Source organism: Streptomyces sp. NBC_00252, from assembly GCF_036187565.1.
Classification (GTDB): domain Bacteria; phylum Actinomycetota; class Actinomycetes; order Streptomycetales; family Streptomycetaceae; genus Streptomyces.
Map to the genome: position 1 here is coordinate 4,813,020 of NZ_CP108087.1, position 20,702 is coordinate 4,833,721.

At 69.7% G+C, this 20,702-nt stretch carries 19 protein-coding genes and 1 tRNA gene; 5 read left to right on the plus strand and 15 right to left on the minus strand.

Going from position 1 to position 20,702, the window contains the following annotated elements; translation table 11 throughout:
* Positions 1–6 precede the first annotated feature (6 nt).
* The 6 genes from OHT77_RS20885 to OHT77_RS20910 all read right to left on the minus strand — a co-directional run bounded on the left by OHT77_RS20885 (position 7) and on the right by OHT77_RS20910 (position 5,814).
* The gene (locus OHT77_RS20885; protein WP_328830064.1) at positions 7–1,251 is read right to left on the minus strand and encodes a cytochrome P450; all 1,245 of its coding nucleotides are present in this window, start codon (positions 1,249–1,251) and stop codon (positions 7–9) included.
* Positions 1,248–1,514, minus strand: a complete 267-nt coding sequence (locus OHT77_RS20890; protein ID WP_328830065.1) for a phosphopantetheine-binding protein — start codon at positions 1,512–1,514, stop codon at positions 1,248–1,250. Before OHT77_RS20890 ends, OHT77_RS20885 begins: the two co-directional genes overlap by 4 nt.
* Before the next feature lie 54 nt (positions 1,515–1,568).
* The gene (locus OHT77_RS20895) at positions 1,569–2,339 is read right to left on the minus strand and encodes a thioesterase II family protein (RefSeq protein WP_328830066.1); all 771 of its coding nucleotides are present in this window, start codon (positions 2,337–2,339) and stop codon (positions 1,569–1,571) included.
* Between the two features lie 86 nt (positions 2,340–2,425).
* The gene (gene leuA / locus OHT77_RS20900) at positions 2,426–4,141 is read right to left on the minus strand and encodes a 2-isopropylmalate synthase (RefSeq protein WP_443048077.1); all 1,716 of its coding nucleotides are present in this window, start codon (positions 4,139–4,141) and stop codon (positions 2,426–2,428) included.
* Between the two features lie 1,041 nt (positions 4,142–5,182).
* The gene (locus OHT77_RS20905; protein ID WP_328830068.1) at positions 5,183–5,341 is read right to left on the minus strand and encodes a hypothetical protein; all 159 of its coding nucleotides are present in this window, start codon (positions 5,339–5,341) and stop codon (positions 5,183–5,185) included.
* Positions 5,342–5,427: 86 nt separating this feature from the next.
* On the minus strand, positions 5,428–5,814 hold the full coding sequence (locus tag OHT77_RS20910) for a hypothetical protein (RefSeq protein WP_328830069.1): 387 nt from the start codon (positions 5,812–5,814) through the stop codon (positions 5,428–5,430).
* 234 nt (positions 5,815–6,048) lie between these two features.
* On the opposite strand from OHT77_RS20910, the gene OHT77_RS20915 reads away from it, so the two are divergent.
* Positions 6,049–7,854 (plus strand): helix-turn-helix domain-containing protein, encoded by a 1,806-nt coding sequence (locus OHT77_RS20915; protein ID WP_328830070.1) that lies wholly within the window; start codon positions 6,049–6,051, stop codon positions 7,852–7,854.
* 47 nt (positions 7,855–7,901) lie between these two features.
* On the opposite strand, the gene OHT77_RS20920 is transcribed toward OHT77_RS20915, so the two are convergent.
* Positions 7,902–7,975: transfer RNA gene (locus tag OHT77_RS20920), tRNA-Thr, on the minus strand.
* 283 nt (positions 7,976–8,258) lie between these two features.
* On the opposite strand from OHT77_RS20920, the gene OHT77_RS20925 reads away from it, so the two are divergent.
* The 3 genes from OHT77_RS20925 to OHT77_RS20935 all read left to right on the plus strand — a co-directional run bounded on the left by OHT77_RS20925 (position 8,259) and on the right by OHT77_RS20935 (position 10,903).
* Complete coding sequence (locus OHT77_RS20925; RefSeq protein WP_328830071.1) at positions 8,259–9,395, plus strand: ABC transporter ATP-binding protein; 1,137 nt, start codon at positions 8,259–8,261, stop codon at positions 9,393–9,395.
* Between the two features lie 224 nt (positions 9,396–9,619).
* Complete coding sequence (locus OHT77_RS20930) at positions 9,620–10,075, plus strand: hypothetical protein (RefSeq protein ID WP_266771047.1); 456 nt, start codon at positions 9,620–9,622, stop codon at positions 10,073–10,075.
* Positions 10,076–10,171: 96 nt separating this feature from the next.
* Complete coding sequence (locus OHT77_RS20935; protein ID WP_328830072.1) at positions 10,172–10,903, plus strand: nucleotidyltransferase family protein; 732 nt, start codon at positions 10,172–10,174, stop codon at positions 10,901–10,903.
* Between the two features lie 144 nt (positions 10,904–11,047).
* On the opposite strand, the gene OHT77_RS20940 is transcribed toward OHT77_RS20935, so the two are convergent.
* From OHT77_RS20940 to OHT77_RS20965, 6 genes are all read right to left on the minus strand, one after another.
* Positions 11,048–12,697: a DoxX family protein gene (locus OHT77_RS20940; protein WP_328830073.1), complete on the minus strand. Its 1,650-nt coding sequence runs from the start codon at positions 12,695–12,697 to the stop codon at positions 11,048–11,050.
* A 118-nt stretch (positions 12,698–12,815) separates the two neighbouring features.
* Complete coding sequence (rlmB, locus tag OHT77_RS20945) at positions 12,816–13,757, minus strand: 23S rRNA (guanosine(2251)-2'-O)-methyltransferase RlmB (RefSeq protein ID WP_266771041.1); 942 nt, start codon at positions 13,755–13,757, stop codon at positions 12,816–12,818.
* Positions 13,758–13,868: 111 nt separating this feature from the next.
* Positions 13,869–15,269 (minus strand): cysteine--tRNA ligase, encoded by a 1,401-nt coding sequence (gene cysS / locus OHT77_RS20950; protein WP_328830074.1) that lies wholly within the window; start codon positions 15,267–15,269, stop codon positions 13,869–13,871.
* 112 nt (positions 15,270–15,381) lie between these two features.
* A complete protein-coding gene (gene ispF, locus OHT77_RS20955) occupies positions 15,382–15,876 on the minus strand; it encodes a 2-C-methyl-D-erythritol 2,4-cyclodiphosphate synthase (RefSeq protein ID WP_328830075.1) in 495 nt (164 codons plus the stop codon).
* Positions 15,866–16,618: a 2-C-methyl-D-erythritol 4-phosphate cytidylyltransferase gene (ispD, locus tag OHT77_RS20960; RefSeq protein WP_328830076.1), complete on the minus strand. Its 753-nt coding sequence runs from the start codon at positions 16,616–16,618 to the stop codon at positions 15,866–15,868. The genes ispF and ispD overlap by 11 nt, the downstream gene beginning before the upstream one ends.
* A gap of 332 nt (positions 16,619–16,950) precedes the next feature.
* Complete coding sequence (locus OHT77_RS20965; protein WP_003953493.1) at positions 16,951–17,433, minus strand: CarD family transcriptional regulator; 483 nt, start codon at positions 17,431–17,433, stop codon at positions 16,951–16,953.
* A gap of 588 nt (positions 17,434–18,021) precedes the next feature.
* Here OHT77_RS20965 and OHT77_RS20970 point away from each other — a divergent pair.
* Positions 18,022–18,663 carry a DUF461 domain-containing protein gene (locus tag OHT77_RS20970; protein ID WP_328830077.1) on the plus strand — a complete coding sequence of 214 codons (642 nt, stop codon included), beginning with the start codon at positions 18,022–18,024 and terminating at the stop codon, positions 18,661–18,663.
* A 97-nt stretch (positions 18,664–18,760) separates the two neighbouring features.
* Here the strand turns inward: OHT77_RS20970 and OHT77_RS20975 are convergent, their stop codons facing one another.
* Positions 18,761–19,441, minus strand: coding sequence for a response regulator transcription factor (locus OHT77_RS20975; protein WP_009340348.1), 681 nt, complete (start codon positions 19,439–19,441; stop codon positions 18,761–18,763).
* Positions 19,438–20,691 carry a sensor histidine kinase gene (locus OHT77_RS20980; protein WP_266771034.1) on the minus strand — a complete coding sequence of 418 codons (1,254 nt, stop codon included), beginning with the start codon at positions 20,689–20,691 and terminating at the stop codon, positions 19,438–19,440. Before OHT77_RS20980 ends, OHT77_RS20975 begins: the two co-directional genes overlap by 4 nt.
* Between the last annotated feature and the right edge of the window lie 11 nt (positions 20,692–20,702).

Here is a 20,702-nt window from a genome sequence, read left to right on the forward strand (position 1 = left end):
ACTGCCTCACAGCCTTTTCTGGACGGTGATGGGGTAATGCGTCATCCCCGCGATGAAGATCGACCGCAAGTGCTGGAGCTCGCCGTCGAGTTCGATCGCGCTGAACCGCACGAGCAGTTCCTCGAAGAAGACGCGCAGGGTCATCCGGGCCAGTGGCGCCCCGATGCAGAAGTGCGGTCCGAAGCCGAAGGCGATCTGCCGCTTCGCGTTGGCGCGCGTGATGTCGAAGGTGTGCGGGTCGGGGAACTGGGACTCGTCCCGGTTGGCCGACCCGATCCACGCGACGACCGCTCCACCGGCGGGGACCGTGCCGCCGCCGATCTCGACGTCACGCACCGCGTACCGCATGAAGTTGCAGGCGGACGATGTCCAACGCAGCCCCTCCTCGACGAGGTTGGGCACCAGGGACAGGTCGGCCGCGGCCTTCTCGTACTGCTCGGGGTGCTCGACGAGCGCCTGGACCGTGCCCGAAATGGTGTACGGAGTCGTGATGTTGGCGCCCAGCAGGATGCTGTAGCCGTCGAGGGCGATCTCCTCGTCGGTCAGCGGCGCGTCCCCCGCGCGGACGCTCATCAGGTGGTCGAGCAGACTCCCGCCCTCGCCTCCGTCCGACCGCCGCCGCTTGACCCACTGGGTCACGTAGTCGACGAGTTCGTGGTGGGCGATGGCCAGGGTCGCCGCTTCGCTGCCGAGCTTGAAGTGCGGGTCCGAAGGGGCCATCACCATCGACGTCAGCTGTACGAGGTCGTCCCAGTCCTTGTCCGGGATCCCCAGGAGCGGACCCGTGACGATCGCCGGCAGGCGCTGCACCTGCTCGCCCAGATCGAACGGGGAACCGTCCAGGGCCGGTTCGAGGAACCGGACGACCGCCCGCCGAATGCTGTCCTCCCAGGACTTCACCGCCCGCGCGGTGAGCTTGGGAGCGATCGGCCTGCGGACCTCGCTGTGCCGGGGCGGGTCGGTGGACGTCAGCAGCACACCGGCCGCGACGTCGTCCTCCCCGAGATGGGTGATCACCGTGCCGCGCTCCGAGGTGAACTCCCGGTGGTCGCCGAGCACGCGGCAGACGTCGTCGTAGCGGGTCACCGACCAGAACTCCCGGCCGTCCGGCAGCACTTGGTGATGCAGGGGCGCCTTGGCCCGCATCACGTCCCAGACCTGGTGCGGATCGCCCGATGTGAAGAGGTCCAGGTCGAGCAGATCGACGTCGTCGAGGTCGATGTCCCGGCCGGTGCCCGGTTTCAGCCTCACGTCCGGGCCCTGCCCAGCTCGATCAGCTCGGCGATCCGAGCCGGGGTCTGCGCCAGATAGAAGTCGCGCACGGACAGCTGGACGCCGTACGTCTCCGACAGACGGTCGAGGATGCGGATACCGATCAGGGAATTCCCGCCGATCTCGAAGAAGCTGTCCTCCGCCTCGACCTCGCGACCGTCGAGAAACTCTGCCCATATCCGCGCGATGTCCCGCACCAGTGGAACGGATTGCTGATGGATGGCCTTCAGTGACGATTCCATGACCGGCATTTCCTTCTCAGTCGGGGTCGATCTCTTGCTTCAGGTGGACTGTGATCACAGCAGTGCGGTCTCTTTGACCCGCTCTATGTCCTCGGCCATGTACCGAGCCAGGCTTTCCGCTTGCTCGAACAGGTAGAAGTGGCCCCCGGGCAGCGAATGGAACCGCACGGGCCGAGTGCAGTACGACTGCCAGTCGTCGATCATCTCGGGCCGGGACAACTCGTCCTCGGCCCCCATGAAGACCGACATCGGCACCGTGACCGGTGGCCCCTCCGCGTACACGTAGGTGTCCACCAGGTGCAGATCGCCCCGCAGAATGCCGACCACCCAGTCCGCTGTGCCGGGGTCGGTCAGCATCTCCTCCGGAGTGCCGCCCAACTTCCTTACGAAGCCGATCAGTTGCTCCGGCCGCCACAGGTCGCGGCGCTCCGAGAAGTGGGCGCTCGCCAGCTTGGGCGCCGGCATCGCGGACACCCCGAGCCACACCGGCGGAAGACCGGCCCGCTCCAGCTCCCGGACGAGTTCGTAGCCGATCAGGGCGCCCATGCTGTGCCCGAACACGGCGTACGGGCCGCTCACTTCGCCGAGGATGGCGGGCTTGAGCAGTTCCACGGCCTCCGCCGCGTCACGGCAGTGCGGCTGATGGGAGGCCGCGCCGCGACCCGGGAGGTCTACGGCGCGCAGCCGCCAGCCGGGCGGGAAGGTCCGCGCCAGCGGCATGTAGCCGGCGGCGGAACCACCCGCGTGGTGAAGGAAGTAGCAGGTCAGCTCCTCGGTCAGCCCGTCGGGGGACGTCTCGGGACGCTTCCGGAGATCTCTGAACATCGTTGTCTCGCCTCTCTCATGACTCCGGACACCGGGTGGGACCGTGCCGTGGCGGGCGCCCCGGTCCGACGCGGGCTGACGCGGTGTTACCTGGAGGCCCGGTTGACCGCGGAGGCGATGGCACGCACGGCCGCGTCGGGCTCGTCGGAGTGGAGGCCGACACCCCAGACGCTCTCCCCGCCGACCGTGCACTCGGCGTAGACGACCACCGAGGAGTTGTCGGCGGTGGCCGGCTGGACGGTGAGGGACCGCGCGACCACGTCCGTGCCGGCGCCCCGCAGCGCCTCGGCGAACGCCTCGCCGCCGTCGGCCCGGAAGGAGCGGGTGGCTCCGTCGAGTTCCGCCTCGACCACGCCGGCCGCCGCGCCGGTCACCCGCAGCCGGTTGCCCTCGGCCAGGAACTCCCGGGTGAAGAGCTCCCACACCTGCGCGGAGCCGACCTCCGTGGCGCTCTCCTCGCTGTGCCGCTGGACCAGGCGGGAGAACTCCACCTGGAGACGGCGCGGGAGGTCGAAGCCGTGCCCTGTCTTGAGCAGGTACGCGACCCCGCCCTTGCCCGACTGGCTGTTGACGCGAATGATCGCCTCGTACGAACGGCCGATGTCCTTCGGGTCGATCGGCAGGTACGGGACGCCCCAGGGGGTCTCGTCGACGAGGGCTCCGGCGTTCCGCGCCGCCCGCTCCATCGAGTCGAACCCCTTCTTGATCGCGTCCTGGTGGGACCCGGAGAACGCCGTGTACACCAGGTCGCCCGCGTACGGGTGCCGCGGATGGGTCGGCAGCTGCGTGCACTCCTCGGCGACCCGCCGGACCGTCTCGATGTCCGAGAAGTCGATCATCGGGTCGACGCCCTGGGAGAAGAGGTTCATGCCGAGCGTCACCAGGTCGACGTTGCCGGTGCGCTCGCCGTTGCCGAACAGACATCCCTCCACGCGGTCGGCCCCTGCCAGCACCGCGAGTTCGGCCGCGGCCACCCCTGTGCCCCGGTCGTTGTGCGGGTGCACGGACAGGCTGATGTGCTCGCGACGGCTCAGGTTGCGGTCCATCCACTCGACCTGGTCGGCGAACTCGTTGGGCAGCGTGCACTCGACGGTGGCCGGCAGGTTGAGGATGATCGGACGTCCCTGAGCCGGCTGCCATACGTCCATGACGGCCTCGCAGATCTCCAGCGCGAAGTCGGGCTCGGTCGCGGTGAACGACTCCGGCGAGTACTCGAACAGGATCTCGCCGCCGACGTGCTCGTCCGCGAGCTTGGTGATCAGCCGCACCGCCTCCACCGTCATGTCGAGGATGCGCTCGCGGTTCGCGTGGAACACCACCTCGCGCTGGAGCGGTGAGACGGAGTTGTACAGGTGGACCACGGCGCGCGGGGCGCCGCGCAGCGACTCGAAGGTGCGCTCGATCAGTTCGGTACGCGCCTGCATAATGACCTGGATCGTCACGTCGTGCGGGATCAGGTCCCCCTCGATCAGCTCGCGCACGAAGTCGAAGTCGACCTGGCTCGCCGACGGGAAACCGACCTCGATCTCCTTGAAGCCCATGGCGACGAGCTGCCGGAACAGCCGGTGCTTGCGCGTCAGATCCATGGGCTCGGGCAGCGCCTGGTTGCCGTCGCGGAGGTCCACCGAGCACCAGAGCGGAGCCTTGCGCAGCTTGCGTGCCGGCCACCGGCGGTCCGGCAGCTCCGGGCCGACGAACGGCTTGTAGCGATGCACCGGCATACCGCTCGGCTGCTGGACGGTGCCGGTCAGGGAGGTGCCGGCCGCGAGGGTGGGCCGTTCCGCAAGGGTGCTTGACATCATTGGTCCTCTGCCTAAATCGGAAAGGAATGTCCGTGTGGTGGTGGGCGCGCTCGCCCCAGGAGTCGGCCTGCAGGGGGGGGTGCGGGTGGTGGCGGGTGGTGGCGGGTGGCGGCGGGTGGCGGGTGGCGGCGGGAGAGTCGGACCTGCGACGACGGGTGGTGGCGGGAGAGTCGGACCCGCGACGACGGGTGGTGGCGGAGGAGTTGGACCCGCGACGGTGGGCGGCGCGTATCCGTCCCGGTTCGGCGGCGACGAGTGACGCCGGGCGCAGCTCCGTACCGTGCCGGTCGGTCTGCTCCGGGCAGCTCCGCCGGCTGACGGGTCACGACCTCAGGAGCACCGACGCCTCAGGGGCGGCAGCGGCGGCGGCGACCGAGCGGCAGCTTCTGCCCGGTGCTGCCGACCGGATGGTGTCCAACGCCGGCGCGTGCTCCGCGATGAGCACTGCGGGGCTCGGACAGCGCACGTAGGGAACGGAAGGCCTCGTGACGGCCGAGGGGTTTGGGGAGTCCGGGAGGTCCGGGAGGTCCGGGAGGTCCGGGAGGTCCGAGGCAAGTCGCCACGGCCCGTCGGCGCGGAGGGCGGGGAACATCGTCTTCGGGCAGTCGTCGCGGAGGGCCGGCAGATCGTCGGGAGCCCGCGAAGGAACCCGGGGTAATTCCGTGCAGCTGCTGTGTGACCGCGTTGTCGAAGGCGGCCGTCCAACCCTGTCGGGCGGCTTCGTCGTAAAGGCGGGTCGGGAGGGCGCTTTCCCGCGTCCGGCGGTCAATCCGCGTCTCGACCACGAGGGCCGTCGGCAACTCGTCAAAGGCGGGGCTGAGTTGTTCGGTCGGTGGAGAAACATGCCGACCGGGATTCGACCGGGTCGACCGGTTTTCCTTGGTGCCGAGGAACGCGATATTCGCCTCGCCAGCCATCTGACAAGCCTCTTCCGCAGTCATCCGACAAGCCTCTTCCGCGGGGAAAAATCAGGGGATCGCAATCAGGTGCGAGGGACGTCGTCCGGCGAGGGACGTCGTCCGGCGGGGAACCGGCTCCGCGTCACTGCCAGCCGGTGGTGTCTGTGCCGTCCACCGGGGTCACCGTGACGGTGTCGGCGCGGTCGACGGTGGAGCCCGTCCGCGGGGTCGCGGCGAGGGCGACGGCGGGGACGATCAGGAGGGCGACGAGGGAGGTCTTGAGGGCGGTGGTGACAGGCATGACAGCTCCTTGTTTCAGGGCAGGGCCGACCAGGGCCCCTGATGGTGGGAGTTGGCCTTTCGGGGAAGTCCCTCGGCCGATGACCATTACTTTTCCCGACCGGTGTCGGGCTTGTCATCGGTTTCCGCTGGCCTAAAGCGCCCTGGCATAAGCCGTCCAGCTTCATCAGGGAGAAGCGCGAGCCACTCGTAGAAGGGGAGGGTGAACGGCACCTCGCAGCGCACGAGCGCACCCTCGTCCAGCACTGGATGCCGCTTCAGCGCACGCTCCACGAGAACCCGAGCCGTGCCCTCCGCCGCGGCCATGGAAGGCGCGGTCACAAAGAGGCCGAGCACCGGCCCGCCCTCGGCGTCCGGGTGCAGATCAGCGTGGTCGAGCCGGTCCTCGGGCTCCGCGCAGCCGCTGACGAAGGCCGCGAAATCGGCCGGCACAGGGTGATCGGAAAGGCGTAGAAGCGCGTGAACGAGATACATGTTCCCGAGCATCGGGGAACATTACGACCCTCACCACGACATGCGTCTGGACGCTTTGTGCAACGGCCGGAACAGGACTCGGCCCGCACGCCTGTCATATTCCGGACCGGACCCCTTCATGCCGACGAGAAATGGCCGAAGAAGACCATCTTTCAGCGCAGACTTGGCTTCCGAGCCAGAGGCAAAGGCAGAGACAGAGGCAGAGAGTCAACATCACTTCGGGAGGATGTGGCGATGGTGCGCGACGAGATTCAGTTGGCCATCCCCGGCAGGAGATCCAGTGGCGAGGATGTTCCGAATGCGAGGCAGCACCCCGACGAGCGCATCGCCACCATGGACCGCCAGACGTCTCCGACCCTCGGGGCCGTGCTCAAGGCGGCACGCAGACGCATCGGCGTCACCCAGAGCCAGCTCGCCGACCTGTCGACCGTCAGTGTCCGGACGATTCGCGATCTCGAACTCGACCTCACGCACAACCCCCGGCGGGAAACGCTCAGGCTGCTGCTGGACGGCCTGCGGCTGACCGGAGTCCAACGGGCGAAAGTCGAGGAAGCAGCCGCCGGGCAGGCCTCTCCCGGGCTACCGGCCGCCTCCCTCGCTCCGCCACCCGCCGTCCTCGATCCGACCATCGGCCGCGAGCGGGACATCGAGGCCCTCACCCGCCTGATCGAGCTCGGCGGACACCGCCTGATCCGAGTGGTCGGCATGGCCGGAGTCGGCAAGTCCCGGCTGATACAGGAGGTAGCCGGGGCGGTGGACGCCTCCGGCCGGCTGCCGGTCGTCTGGGCGGAACCGGAGGGCGGCCCCACCGGCAGGCCGACGGATTCCCTGCACGCGCACATCGCCACTCTGCTCCGCGGCGCCCGGGACATGACGAGGACGTGCGGGGTGCGGCCCGAATCCGACCCGGAGTCCGACGCCGAGTCCGACGCCAACCCCGACCCCGCCCCCGAGGCCCACGCCGAGTCCGACGTCAACCCCGACCGCGAGTCCCACGCCGAGTCCGACCCCGAGGCGCACCCCGAGTCCGACGCCGACCCCGACCCCGAGTCGCACCCCGAGTCCGACGCCAACCCCGACCCCGAGTCCGACCCCGATCCCGAGTCGCACCCCGAGTCGTACCCCAACCCCGACCCCGAGTCCCACGCCGAGCCCGACCCCGAGGCGCATCCCGAGTCCGACCCCAACCCCGACCGCGAGGCCGCCCTCGACCCTCAGGCCGCCCTCGACCAGTTGGCATCCGCCTTCGGCGCCGACGACATCCTGCTGGTGGTGCACGGCGTCACCATGAGCCCCGCCGCGGAGGCGGCGCTCCGCCGCCTGCTGGCGCGGTGCCGGGGACTGCACGTCCTGTGCGAGGCCCGCGAGGGCTCGACGGGGGGCGCGGGCACCGATTACCCCGTCTTCCCGCTGTCCGTGACGGACCGTCCGGTCGGCCCCACCGGCCGTGAATCGGTCATCAGCCCTGCCCTGCAGCTGATGCTGTCGCGCTGCGGCTCCCTCGAACGCGAGGCCCCGGCGGACAGCCGGACCATGGCCGCTCTGGCCGGCGTCTGCCAGCGCCTCGACGGCATCCCCCGAGCGATCGAGGCCGCCGCCGCATGGCTCCTCCTCCACAACCCGGACCAGCTCCTGAGCATGGCCCAGCGCGATCCGTTCAAGCTCGCCACCCCGCCCGGCCACGACACCGCCGCTCTACGGGCGGCACTCGAGGCGTCCGTCGCATCGCTGCACCCACGCGACGCCGGCATCCTGCACCGGCTCGCCGCCCATGCGCTCCCCTTCACCATGGCCCAGGCCGTCTCCGCCCCGGATCAGGCCGGAGCCTCGGAGCTGAGCGCCATCCACCTGTTGTGCACCCGGGGCCTGGTCCGCCCAGCCGGCTGTGACGCCGACGGCACCCCCAGGTTCACCGTGCTGAACCTGCTACGCCACCTGCTCGCGGAGCCCGCCGCACCGGAGATCCCCCCACTCGAATCCAGAGGTCCGCTGCGGTGGCAGTCCCCGGCGAGCGTGGTGTCTTCGTCCTGCGCGGCTTGAATACGTCAAGGCCCAGGTCAGAGAGACATGACCTGGGCCTTCGAAGGAGCCCCCTGTCGGATTCGAACCGACGACCTACGCATTACAAGTGCGTTGCTCTGGCCAACTGAGCTAAGGAGGCCTGCACGTGTGCCATGGCTGCCATGACGGCCATGGCTGCCGCGACTGTCAGGACGCGTACCGCCCGCACGGAACCACCCGCGCGATCACATGCCCGAGCAGTGTACCCAGGTCCCCGCACCCCCCTGTCGAAAATTTCCGCGAAGTTCACATGCCCGGAGGTACTGACACGCAGGCGAACGCCGGGTACCGTCCTGACCCAGTTCACTCGCGTGGACTACACCACCACCTTCCTACAACGGATCGTCCGGCACGTTCCTGCCGGTAGAAGGGGGCCCTTCACCATGGCCACTGTTTCGTTCGACAAGGCGACCCGGATCTACCCGGGTTCCGAGAAGCCCGCCGTAGACGGACTCGAGATCGAGATCGAGGACGGGGAGTTCCTCGTTCTGGTCGGTCCCTCCGGTTGTGGCAAGTCCACCTCGCTCCGGATGCTCGCGGGGCTCGAGGACGTCAACGCCGGCGCCATCCGCATCGGTGACCGCGACGTCACGCACCTGCCGCCGAAGGACCGGGACATCGCCATGGTGTTCCAGAACTACGCGCTGTACCCGCACATGACGGTCGCCGACAACATGGGCTTCGCGCTCAAGATCGCCGGCGTCAACAAGGCCGAGATCCGCCAGAAGGTGGAGGACGCGGCGAAGATCCTCGACCTCACGGACTACCTCGCCCGCAAGCCGAAGGCCCTCTCCGGCGGTCAGCGCCAGCGCGTCGCGATGGGCCGCGCCATCGTGCGTGAGCCCCAGGTCTTCCTCATGGACGAGCCGCTGTCGAACCTCGACGCCAAGCTCCGTGTCTCCACCCGTACGCAGATCGCCTCGCTGCAGCGCCGCCTCGGCATCACCACCGTCTACGTCACCCACGACCAGGTCGAGGCCATGACGATGGGCGACCGGGTGGCCGTACTGAAGGACGGTCTGCTGCAGCAGGTCGACTCGCCGCGCAACATGTACGACCGCCCCGCGAACCTCTTCGTCGCCGGCTTCATCGGCTCCCCCGCGATGAACCTGATCGAGGTCCCGATCACCGACGGCGGCGTGAAGTTCGGCAACTCGGTCGTCCCGGTCAACCGCGAGGCCCTCAAGGCCGCCGCCGACAAGGGCGACCGCACGGTCACCGTCGGCGTGCGTCCCGAGCACTTCGACATCGACGAGCACAACGGCGAGGCCGCGAAGTCCCTCACCAAGGACACCGAGGACGCCCCGGCCGGTCTCGCGGTCTCCGTGAACGTCGTCGAGGAGCTGGGCGCCGACGGTTACGTCTACGGCAGCGCCAAGGTCGACGACGACCTCAAGGACCTCGTGGTCCGCGTCAGCGGCCGCTCGGTGCCGGAGAAGGGCTCCACGCTCCACGTGGTCCCGCGTCCGGGCGAGATCCACGTGTTCTCGACCTCCACGGGCGAGCGCCTCACCGACTGACCAGAACTCACCGTCTGTTCAAACGTTCCCAGGAAGGGCCCCGCGGATCGCCGCGGGGCCCTTCCTGCTGGGTCCTGACGCCCGACCGTGTCGACAAATACCCCGGCAGACCGGTCATTTCGAGCAGCGTTCGTCAACCCCTTACCCAATTCGAGGCACCGATCCATCCCCCGAATTGGTGACTAAATGTCGCCAAATCATTACCGGACGCTACCCTCACACGCGTGAAGCACTCCAATAACCAACAGCCGCGACGCGGCCGGGGCCCCGCTCGCCGGGTCGGCCGCACGCTCGCCCTCGTCCTGCCCGTCGTCATGGTGCTCTCCGGGACCCTCGCGGTCACCCGGGTCAACTGGTCGGGGAGCCCCTCCAGCTCGATGCTCACCGCGACCGACGTCACGGCCGCCGGAGCCTCCTCGCGGGCCGCCGCACGCGCCCCGCAGGACATCCTGCGCGACCAGCTCATGACGGAGCTCCAGGACAAGAACCCCGGCGTCGTCCTGACGCACCTCCAGGAGGCGGTGAACGGCCACCCGTCGCTCGCCACGCACTGCACCTCCATCGCCCGCGCCCTGGGCCGCGCCGCGGTCCGTATCTACGGCGCGACGCGAGCCCAGTCCTACGCCCGCCCCGTGTGCGACACCGCGTTCGCCTCCGGGGTCATGGCCGCGCACAGCTGACCGGAGCCGGTGCCCGGAGTAGGAGGTCGGTAACGGCTGATTAAGGAACGGTTGCAGCCGAAAGATGCGGTGGGGCCGCCACGTACAGTTCGGGTCATGACCGATCCGAACGCCACGTCGCGCCCCACCCAAGCCGTGATCCTGGCCGGTGGCCAGGGATCCCGGCTGCGCCCGTACACCGACGACCGGCCCAAGCCGATGGTCGAGATCCCCGGCACGGGGACTCCGATCATCGGCCATCAGCTCGTCTGGCTCGCCGAGGAGGGCGTGACGGACGTGGTGGTCAGCTGCGGGCATCTCGCGGAGGTGCTGCAGGACTGGCTGAAGTCGGCCGATCTGCCGGTCGACGTGACGACCGTCGTCGAGACGGAGCCGCTGGGCCGTGGCGGTGGCCTCAAGTACGCCGCCGCGCGTCTGCCGCGGCCGGACAAGGCCTGGTACGCGACGAACGGGGACATCTGGACCCGGTTCTCGCTGCGGGACATGGCGGACTTCCACACCGAGCGCGACGCGGTCGCCACGCTTGCCCTGGCCCGGCCCCGGATTCCGTGGGGGGCCGTGCAGACGGACGGGTTCGGGCATGTCACGGACTTCATCGAGTCGCCGCCGACGCAGTACGCGATCAATGCGGGCGTGTACGTCTTCTCGCCCGAGTTCGCCGGGTTGTTGCCGGAGCGGGGGGATCACGAGCGGACGACGTTCCCTCACCTCGCGCGTGAGTTGAGGCTGGCCGGGTTCCCGATTCCCCAGGGGGCCTACTGGCGGGCCATCGACACCGCGAAGGACCTGACCGAAGCCGCCAAGGAGCTTGCCGCACTGGGGCGTTGACGGTCGGCCAGGTCATGTTTCGGGTGCCGGTCCGTCGTGAGTACGACGGCGAAGGGGCCCGCACTTGAAAGTGCGGGCCCCTTCGCCGTACTCACCGGGATCAGCCGGTGGGCGACTGCTTCAGCAAGCCGCCCACCGGCCCAGCTACCCCAACAGGCCGCCCACCAGGCCCGGCTGGCCGGAGGAGGAGGATCCTCCGGTGCTGGAGCCGCCGCTGGTGCCGGTGCCGCCGCCGCTGGTGCCACCGCTGGACGTGGGTCCTGAGGTGGTGCTGGGGGCCTGGCCGCCGCCGGCCGGGGAGGACTGCTGGGGCTGCGTGCGGCCCGCGGTGCCCTGGGTCTGGCTGGGGGTGCCGCTGGTGGCCGTACCGGACGAGGAGCGGGTCGCGCCCGGGGTCGTCGCGGCACCCGTCGGCTTCGGCGACGTCGCGTGCTGGGACGGCGACTTGGACGCCTTGGGGCTGCTGCTGCGGCTCTTGGTCGGTTCGCCCGGGAGCGGGGTGCCCGGCAGTTCGTTGCGCGGGGCCTCGCCGGGGCCGGGGACGACCACGCGGCTGGAGTCGCGGACCGCGCCGCCGAGCAGCGAGCCGATGAGCAGGGTGAGGCCGATGGAGACGGCCGTGACGAGGGCGCCGCGCCGCAGCACGTAACTGCGCAGCTCCCAGATGTCGGCGCGGGGTCCGAGGCGGCGCCAGGCGCTGCCCGCGAGGCGGCCGTCGACGGAGTAGACGGGGGCGCCCGCGATGATCAGCGGCGACCACGCGGCGAGGTAGATGATGTCGGGGGCGTCGTAGGCCGGGACGGTCTTCCAGCTGACCGTGACGATGAGTGCCGCGGAGAGCAGCGCGCCGAAGACCGCGGCGACCCGCTGCCACAGGCCCAGGATCGTGAGGACGCCCACGATGACCTGTGCGAAGGCGATGACGAGCCCGGAGCCGACGGGGTGCTGGAGCGCGAACTGCCGTAGCGGCTCGGCCACTTCCCACGGGTGCAGGGTGTTGAGCCACTTGACCATGGAGCCGCGTTTGCCGCCGTCGAAGTAGACGGGGTCGCACAGCTTGCCCATGCCGGCGTAGATGGAGATGAAGCCGAGGAAGATGCGGAGCGGGAGGAGGACGACGCCGAGGTTCATCCGGCGGCCTGGGTAATAGGCGTGCCGTACCGGGTCGTTGCCGTAGCGCCGGGCTCGCTGGTCGCGCCGCGCGTCCGACTCGTCGGCGTCGAAGTCCTCGAACTCCCGGTCCCCGTAGGCGGGTTCGTCGTAGGCGCTGCCCACGGTCCGCATCTGGGGCAGGAGTCGGTTCTCGCCGGTGTCGTGCGCGTGGCCGCGCTGGGCGCCGACGATGGGCGTTTCCAGGGTCTGCGCGGTCAGGTCTCCGTCGTAGCCGGCGGCGTAACCGCCGTCCTCGATACGGGGGATGACCTGCGTGGCCCCGGCGTCGCCGGCCGGCTGTTCGCCGTGACGGACGCCGCTGCCCCGCACGGCCTGGAGGAGCCGGTGGGCGCCGGTGTCGTCCGGGGCGGACTTGCCGCTCCAGACGACGGGCCTGCGGCGCGCGGCACCCGCGCCGGCCGCGGGCATCCGGGCGGTGTCCTCGGCGGCACTCAAGTGCCGTGCGAGGCGCGGGTTTTGGGTGCGCGTCGAGGCGCCCAGCTGCACGCGGAAGCTCGCATGATTGACGATGACCTGCGCCGGATCGCTCGGCACCTTCACCATGCTCAGCGCGGGAGCGTCGTCGAATCCCGACGAGCGGTCCCCCGTGGGTGTGCGGGGTGTTCTGGTGTCCACACTCATCTAACCGAGTGACGTGTGTTTAGGACACTGCTTTGACTTGCCGGATGTGTCCGGACAGCGTCAAGCTCGCCCTCGACCCGCAGATTGCCCCGAGTGGGTGACGGTGCCGAACGTCCGTTCAGGAACGCTTGCGGGACGCCTCGTAGAGCACGATGCCCGCCGCCACACCGGCGTTGAGGGACTCCCCGCCGCCGGGCATCGGGATGCGGACCCTGAAGTCGCAGGTCTCGCCCACGAGTCGGGACAGGCCCTTGCCCTCGCTGCCGACCACGATGACCACCGGGCCTTCCAGCGCGGCGAGTTCACCGACCTCGGTGTCACCGTCGGCCGCGAGACCGACGATCGCGAGACCCGCCTTCTTGTACGCCTCCAGGGCGCGCGTCAGGTTGGTGGCGCGGGCGACGGGCGTACGCGCGGCGGCGCCCGCGGACGTCTTCCAGGCACCGGCCGTCATGCCGGCGGCGCGCCGCTCGGGCACGAGGACGCCGTGCCCGCCGAAGGCGGAGGCCGAGCGGACGATCGCGCCGAGGTTGCGCGGGTCGGTCACCCCGTCCAGGGCGACGATCAGCGGGTCCTCGCCCTTGTCGTAGGCCGCGTTGGCGAGGTCCTCGGCGTGCGCGTACTCGTACGCGGGGACCTGGAGGACCATGCCCTGGTGGTTGAGGCCGTTCGTCATGCGGTCCAGCTCGGGGCGGGGGGCCTCCATGAGGTGGACGCCGCCGCGCTCGGCGACGAGCTGGAGCGCCTCGCGGACCCGCTCGTCGTTGTCGATGAACTGCTGGACGTAGAGCGTGACCGCCGGGACGCCCTCGCGCAGCGCCTCGACGACCGGGTTGCGGCCGACGACCATCTCGGACGTGCCCTTGCCGCCGCGGCCGCGCGGTGCGGGACGGCGCTGGACCTGCTTGGCCTTGGAGTTGGCGATGCGGTTCTTCTTGTGGCCCTTGCGCGCCTCGGCGGGCGGGGTGGGGCCCTTGCCTTCGAGGCCCCTGCGCCGCTGGCCGCCACTGCCGACCTGCGCGCCCTTCTTGCCGGACATGCGGCGGTTGTTGGCTGCCATGACCTACCTGTCTCTGTGATCCGTCGTGGAGTGCGGTGAATACGTACGTCTATGCAGTGTGCCGCCCGGGAGGCCGGGCGGCACAGTCGATCTTCGTTGACCGGGGTGGGGTCAGCGTGGGCCGAGGGTCCAGCGGGGGCCCTGCGGGCCGTCCTCGATGACCAGGCCCGACTGGTTGAGCTGGTCGCGGATGGCGTCCGCGGTGCCCCAGTCCTTGCGGCCCCGGGCGGCCTCGCGCTGGTCGAGGACCATCCGGACCAGGGTGTCGACGACGCCGTGCAGGTCCTCGCCGCGGTCCGTCTCGCCCGCCCACTGCGGGTCCAGCGGGTCCAGGCCGAGGACGCCGAGCATGGCACGCACCTCGGCGAGACGCGCTACGGCGGCTTCCTTGTCGTCGGCGGCCAGCGCGCTGTTGCCCTGCCGGACCGTGGTGTGGACGACGGCGAGCGCCTGCGGGACGCCCAGGTCGTCGTCCATCGCCTCGGCGAAGGCCGGCGGCACCTCGGCGGCGGGCTCGACGACGCCCCCGGCCTTCTCGACGACCCGCTGCACGAAGCCCTCGATCCGCGCGAACGCGGACTCGGCCTCGCGCAGGGCCTCCTCGCTGTACTCGATCATCGAGCGGTAGTGCGGGGTGCCGAGGTAGTAGCGCAGGACGATCGGGCGCCACGCCTTGACCATCTCGGAGACGAGGACGGAGTTCCCGAGCGACTTCGACATCTTCTCGCCGCTCATGGTGACCCAGGCGTTGTGCACCCAGTACTGCGCGAAGTCGTCGCCGTAGGCCTTGGCCTGGGCGATCTCGTTCTCGTGGTGCGGGAAGATCAGGTCGAGGCCGCCGCCGTGGATGTCGAAGGCGGGGCCCAGGTACTTGTGCGCCATCGCCGAGCACTCCAGGTGCCAGCCGGGGCGGCCGCGGCCCCACGGGGTCTCCCAGTCGGGCTCGCCCGGCTTGGTCGCCTTCCACATCGCGAAGTCGCGCGGGTCGCGTTTGCCGGTGATGCCGTCCTCGGGGGGCTGGCGGAGGTCGTCGATGTCCTGGTTCGACAGCTCCAGGTAGTCCGGGTACGAGCGCACGTCGAAGTAGACGCTGCCGTCGGCCTCGTACGCGTGACCGCGCTCGATGAGCCCGCGCATCATCTCGATCATCTCGGGGACGTGGCCGGTCGCGCGCGGTTCGTACGTCGGCGGGAGGCAGCCGAGCGCACTGTAACCGTCGTTGAAGGCGCGCTCGTTCTCGTAGCCGATCGACCACCAAGGGCGGCCCTGGTCACGGGACTTGGTGATGATCTTGTCGTCGATGTCCGTGACGTTGCGGATGAACGTGACGTCGTAGCCGCGGTATTCGAACCAGCGGCGGAGGATGTCGAAGTTCAGGCCCGAGCGGATGTGGCCGATGTGAGGGGCGGCCTGCACGGTGGCGCCACAGAGGTAGATCGAGACACAGCCCGCGGTGAGCGGGGTGAAGTCACGAATCTGCCGGGCGCTGGTGTCGTACAGGCGAATGGTCACGGTACAAGGGTAGTGGGCGTTTCCTTGTGCCTCAGACGGTTGGGTCGATTGTTAGCTGCGGGCCGGTGGGGGCTGGTCGCGCAGTTCCCCGCGCCCCTAAAAGACAGCTCACTCACGCGTGTTTCACGACCAGGGCTGTTGCCACTGCCATCAGGCCCTCGTCCCGCCCCGGGAAACCCAAGCCGTCCGTTGTCGCCCCCGAAACGGACACCGGGGCTCCGGCCGCCTCCGAGAGGAGCTTCTGGGCCTCGTCCCGGCGCTTGCCGATCTTGGGACGGGAGCCTACGACCTGGACCGCCACGTTGCCGATCGTGAAGCCGGCCTCGCGGACGATCCTCGCGGCCTCGGTCAGGAGGGTGACCCCGGAGGCGCCGGACCATTCGGGGCGGCCGGTGCCGAAGTGCTGGCCGAGGTCGCCCAGGCCTGCCGCGGAGAAGAGGGCGTTGCAGGCCGCGTGGGCCACGACGTCCGCGTCGGAGTGGCCGGCCAGGCCGGGGCCCTCGTTCTCCCACTTCAGGCCCGCGCACCACAGCTCGCGGCCCTCCTCGAAGGCGTGGATGTCGGTGCCGATGCCGACCTGGGGCAGGGGGTACGCATCAGAAGCCATCGTTGAGCCTCCTGCGGGCCAGGACCGCCTCCGCGAGGACCAGGTCCAGGGGGCGGGTCACCTTGAAGGCCTCCTCGTGGCCGGGGACGACCACGACCGTGAGGCCGAGCTGTTCGACCATGCTCGCGTCGTCGGTGACGTTGTCGGTGACCGTCTCGTGGGCGCGGATCAGCGTGGCGCGGTCGAAGCCCTGGGGCGTCTGTACGGCACGGAGGCGGGCGCGTCGCGGAGTGGCCACGACCGGTTCCGGTGCGCCCGGCGTCTCGGCAGGCTCGACTTCCTTGACCGTGTCGGCGAGGGGCAGGGCCGGTACGACGGCGGGCGCTCCGTCGCGTACGGCCTCGATGACCGCGTCGACCGTGTCGACCGGGACGAGCGGACGGGCCGCGTCGTGGACGAGGACGACGTCGTAGCCGGGAGGCAGCGCGTCCAGGCCGAGCTTCACGGACTCCTGGCGGGAGTCGCCGCCGGGGACGACCAGAAAGTCGGTGCGCTCGGGCAGGGCGTGCGCGTCGAGGAGGGTCTTCACCTCGGCGGCGCCGTCGGGCGGGGCCACGACGACGACCAGGGACACGGACCGGGACGCGGCGAGCGCCCGGATCGCGTGGATGAGCATGGGGGTGCCGTTCAGCGCGCGGAGCGCTTTGGGGGCGCCCGGTCCGAGGCGTACGCCCCGTCCGGCGGCCGGAATCACGGCGGCGACGGAGGACTGCGCCTGCGAAGAGCGCGAATCGTCAGACATCGGTTCCTGTCAGGTTTGTGTGCTCGACCTACGTGGGTATGGCCTCAGGAGTGCCGGGCGCGACGCCTTGACCGGACCCTTCCGTGACACCGGTCGAGCCTGCTGCCCGGGCCCGGCACACCATTATCGGGGGACGTTTCCCCTGGCGTTCGACGAAGTCGGAGTCTCGGGGTCCCCGGAGTTCGCGGAGTCCATGGATTCTTCGACGAGGTCGGTGTCGGGGGCGGGTCGGAAAATCTCCCCGAACATGCCGAAGCGCCCGGCGACAAGGGAGCTGTCATCGGGCACCACGGCATTTCAGTGTGCTGAGCAGGGCGTACCAGTCGCCTGCGTCAGGACGCGAGAACCTCGTCGAGCAGGGCCTCGGCCTTGTCCTCGTTCGTGTTCTCCGCGAGCGCGAGCTCGCTCACCAGGATCTGGCGAGCCTTGGCGAGCATGCGCTTCTCACCTGCGGAGAGTCCGCGCTCGCGCTCACGACGCCACAGGTCACGGACGACTTCCGCGACCTTGATGACATCGCCGGAGGCGAGCTTCTCCAGATTTGCCTTGTAACGACGCGACCAGTTCGTGGGCTCCTCGGCGTACGGAGCGCGCAGCACCTCGAAGACCCGGTCCAGCCCGTCCTGACCGACCACATCACGCACGCCGACGAACTCCGCATTGTCCGCTGGCACACGCACCGTCAGGTCACCCTGAGCGACCTTCAGCACCAAGTAGGTCTTGTCCACGCCTTTGATCTGGCGAGTTTCGATAGCCTCGATCAGCGCGGCCCCGTGATGGGGATAGACCACGGTGTCGCCAACCTTGAACGTCATGTGACAGGTACCCCTTCCGTGGCTATCCAGGGTAACACGGAAACTGCGGGTTCTGAATGGCGTTTTCGCAGGTCAGGGCATATCTCGGGGCTTGACAACAGCAACAGGAACGTGCTGCGGAGGCCGAGCGGAAGAGGGTATTCGCAGGTCGGAGCGGCTCTCCGGGCGAGGTGAAACGCGTACGTTACACACATCCGGAGGCGCCTCCAAGCGGACGAACGTCCCTAAATGTCTGGTTCCAAGTGGTCGACTTCCGCTACTCCGTTCGGTGGCCGGAGCCCGGTACGAGACGAATCCGGAATTGATCACCGAGGTCCACGGAACGGCCGTTGATCAATTCTCCGAGGCGCCCTGCATTCTTCACGGAAAATCCGCCGGCGGACGGCTGAGCTGCTTATGTGAATGCCGGACGAGTGGCGGGCACAAGTGACCCGTGAGTCACTTGTGGCACACGGGCACCCGGTTGGGGGAGGGTCGGGTGCGGTGGTGCGGGAACGGCTCGGTAACCTAAGGCCGCTGACAGACACTTAGGGCGGCTTTATTCGGGAGTCGCCCTGCTCCGCCCACGTTCAAGGAGTAGCCGCCGCCGTGAGCAGCAGCCTTCGACGCGGCGCCCTCGCCGCCGCCGCCATCGCGTTCTCGATCGCCTCGCTCGCCGCGTGCGGTGCTGGCAACGACGCCCAGACGCTGGAGGTCAAGCCGGACAACGCGGCCGTCTCCGTCGGTGTCATCAAGGTGCAGAACGCGCTCGTCATCACCCAGCCCGACACCACGGCCAAGGGCCCCGCGGTCATCTCCGCGACCCTGTTCAACACCGGCAAGGACCCCCAGACCCTGGACTCCGTCAGCGTGGACGGCGCCGGTTCCGCCACGCTGTCCCCCGCCAAGGGCAAGGGCAAGCTGGTCGTCCCGGCCTTCGGCTCGCTCGTCCTGGGCGGCAAGGGCAACGCCTCCGCCGCGCTGAGCGACTCCGGCAGCATCCCGGACGGCAACGCCCAGAAGATCACCTTCACCCTCAGCACGACCGGTGCCGTGAGCCTGAGCGCGTTCGTCGTCCCGGCGGACAGCTACTTCACCAAGTGGGGCCCGACCGCGATGCCCTCGGCCGCCCCGAGCGCCTCCGCGTCCACCTCCGGCTCGCCGAAGCCGGGCAAGAGCACGTCGGCCACCCCGACCGACTCGGCCTCCGCGAGCGCGACGGCCACGGAGTCGGCCACCACGACCGGCTGAGCGTCAGCGGTAGCAGTCGTACGGCTACGACGATGGGCGGGACCTCGCGCAGAGGTCCCGCCCATCGTCGTAGCGCCCGTAAGAACGCGCTCGCGGTCTACGGCTCGAACTTGTAGCCCAGGCCGCGGACCGTCACCAGGTAGCGCGGCGCGCCCGGGTCCGGCTCGATCTTGGCGCGGAGGCGCTTGACGTGGACGTCGAGGGTCTTGGTGTCGCCCACGTAGTCGGCGCCCCAGACCCGGTCGATGAGCTGCATACGGGTCAGTACGCGGCCCGCGTTGCGCAGGAGCATCTCCAGCAGGTCGAACTCCTTGAGGGGCAGGTCGACCTTGGAGCCGGAGACCGTGACCACGTGGCGATCCACGTCCATACGGACCGGACCTGCCTCGAGGGCGGCCGGGGTGACCTCCTCGGGCTCGCCGCGGCGGCGCAGGACGGCCCGGATACGGGCGACGAGCTCACGGGACGAGAAGGGCTTGGTGACGTAGTCATCGGCTCCTATTTCCAGGCCGACGACCTTGTCGATCTCACTGTCCTTGGCGGTGACCATGATCACCGGAACGTTGGAGCGACCGCGCAGTTGGCGGCAGACCTCCGTACCGGGCAGGCCCGGCAGCATGAGGTCGAGCAGGACGAGGTCGGCGCCGTTGCGCTCGAACTCGTCGAGTCCGTCGGGCCCGGTGGTCGCGATGGCGACCTCGAAGCCCTCCTTGCGGAGCATGTACGACAGGGCGTCGGAGAAGGACTCCTCGTCCTCGACGACGAGCACTCGGGTCACGGAAGGACCTCCGGGGCGGGAAGCGGTTCGTACGGGGATGGTTCAGGGGACCCCTCGACCTCGTCGTCGAGGTCGGGGTGCTGGTGGGCACGGTCGCGGGCCGCACCCGCCTCCGGCAGCCTCAGGGTGAACGTGGAGCCCTGTCCCTCGGAGCTCCACACCGTGACCTCCCCGCCGTGCGAGGCGGCCACGTGCTTGACGATCGCCAGCCCGAGACCCGTACCGCCGGTGGCCCGCGAGCGGGCCGGGTCGACACGGTAGAAGCGCTCGAACACGCGCTCCTTGTCCTTCTCGGAGATCCCGATGCCCTGGTCGGTGACGGCGACCTCGATGTGGTCGCCTCCGGGCGCGGTCACCCGGCGGGCGGCTATGCCGACGCGGGTGCGGGCGGGCGAGTAGTTGACGGCGTTCTCGACCAGGTTTCCGAGGGCGGCGGCCAGCTGGCCCCGGTTCCCGTAGACATGCAGGTCGGCGGTGCCGCCGGCGGCCATGGTGATCTGCTTGGTGCCGGCCTGGTGCCGGCAGCGGTCGATGGCCTCGGCGACGAGTTCGTCGACGCGGACGGGTTCGGCGTCTTCGAGGGGGTCGTCGTTCTGGACCCGCGACAGGTCGATGAGCTCCTGCACGAGGTTGGTGAGGCGCGTGGCCTCGATCTGCATGCGGCCGGCGAAACGCTCCACCGCCTCAGGATCGTCGGAGGCGTCCATGACCGCCTCCGACAGGAGGGAGAGCGCGCCGACGGGGGTCTTCAGTTCGTGGCTGACGTTCGCCACGAAGTCTCGTCGTACGGCCTCGATACGGCGGGCCTCGGTGAGGTCCTCCACGAGGAGCAGGACGAGCCGGGAGCCGAGCGGCGCCACCCGGGCGGAGACCGCGAGGGCCTCCCCTCGTCCGGTGCCGCGCCGGGGCAGATCCAGCTCGACCTGGCGTATCTCGCCGTCGCGCCGGGTGTCCCGGGCCATCTGGAGCATCGGATCGACGGAGAGTTTTCCGCCACGGACCAGTCCGAGGGCGTACGCCGCCGAGCTGGCCTTGACCACGGCGTCCGCCTCGTCGAGGACGACGGCAGAGGAGCGGAGCACCGAGAGCACGGTGTCCACACCCGGCGGAAGCACCGGGTCCGTATGCAGGGAGGTCCTGGTCGGTCGCTTCTGGTCGCGTTCGCTCCAGCGGAACGCCAGCATGGCGATGACACCGGTGAGTACCCCGGCGATCGCTGCCGCTGCGGCGACCGCCGCGTTCACGTCCATGCCCCCAGGTT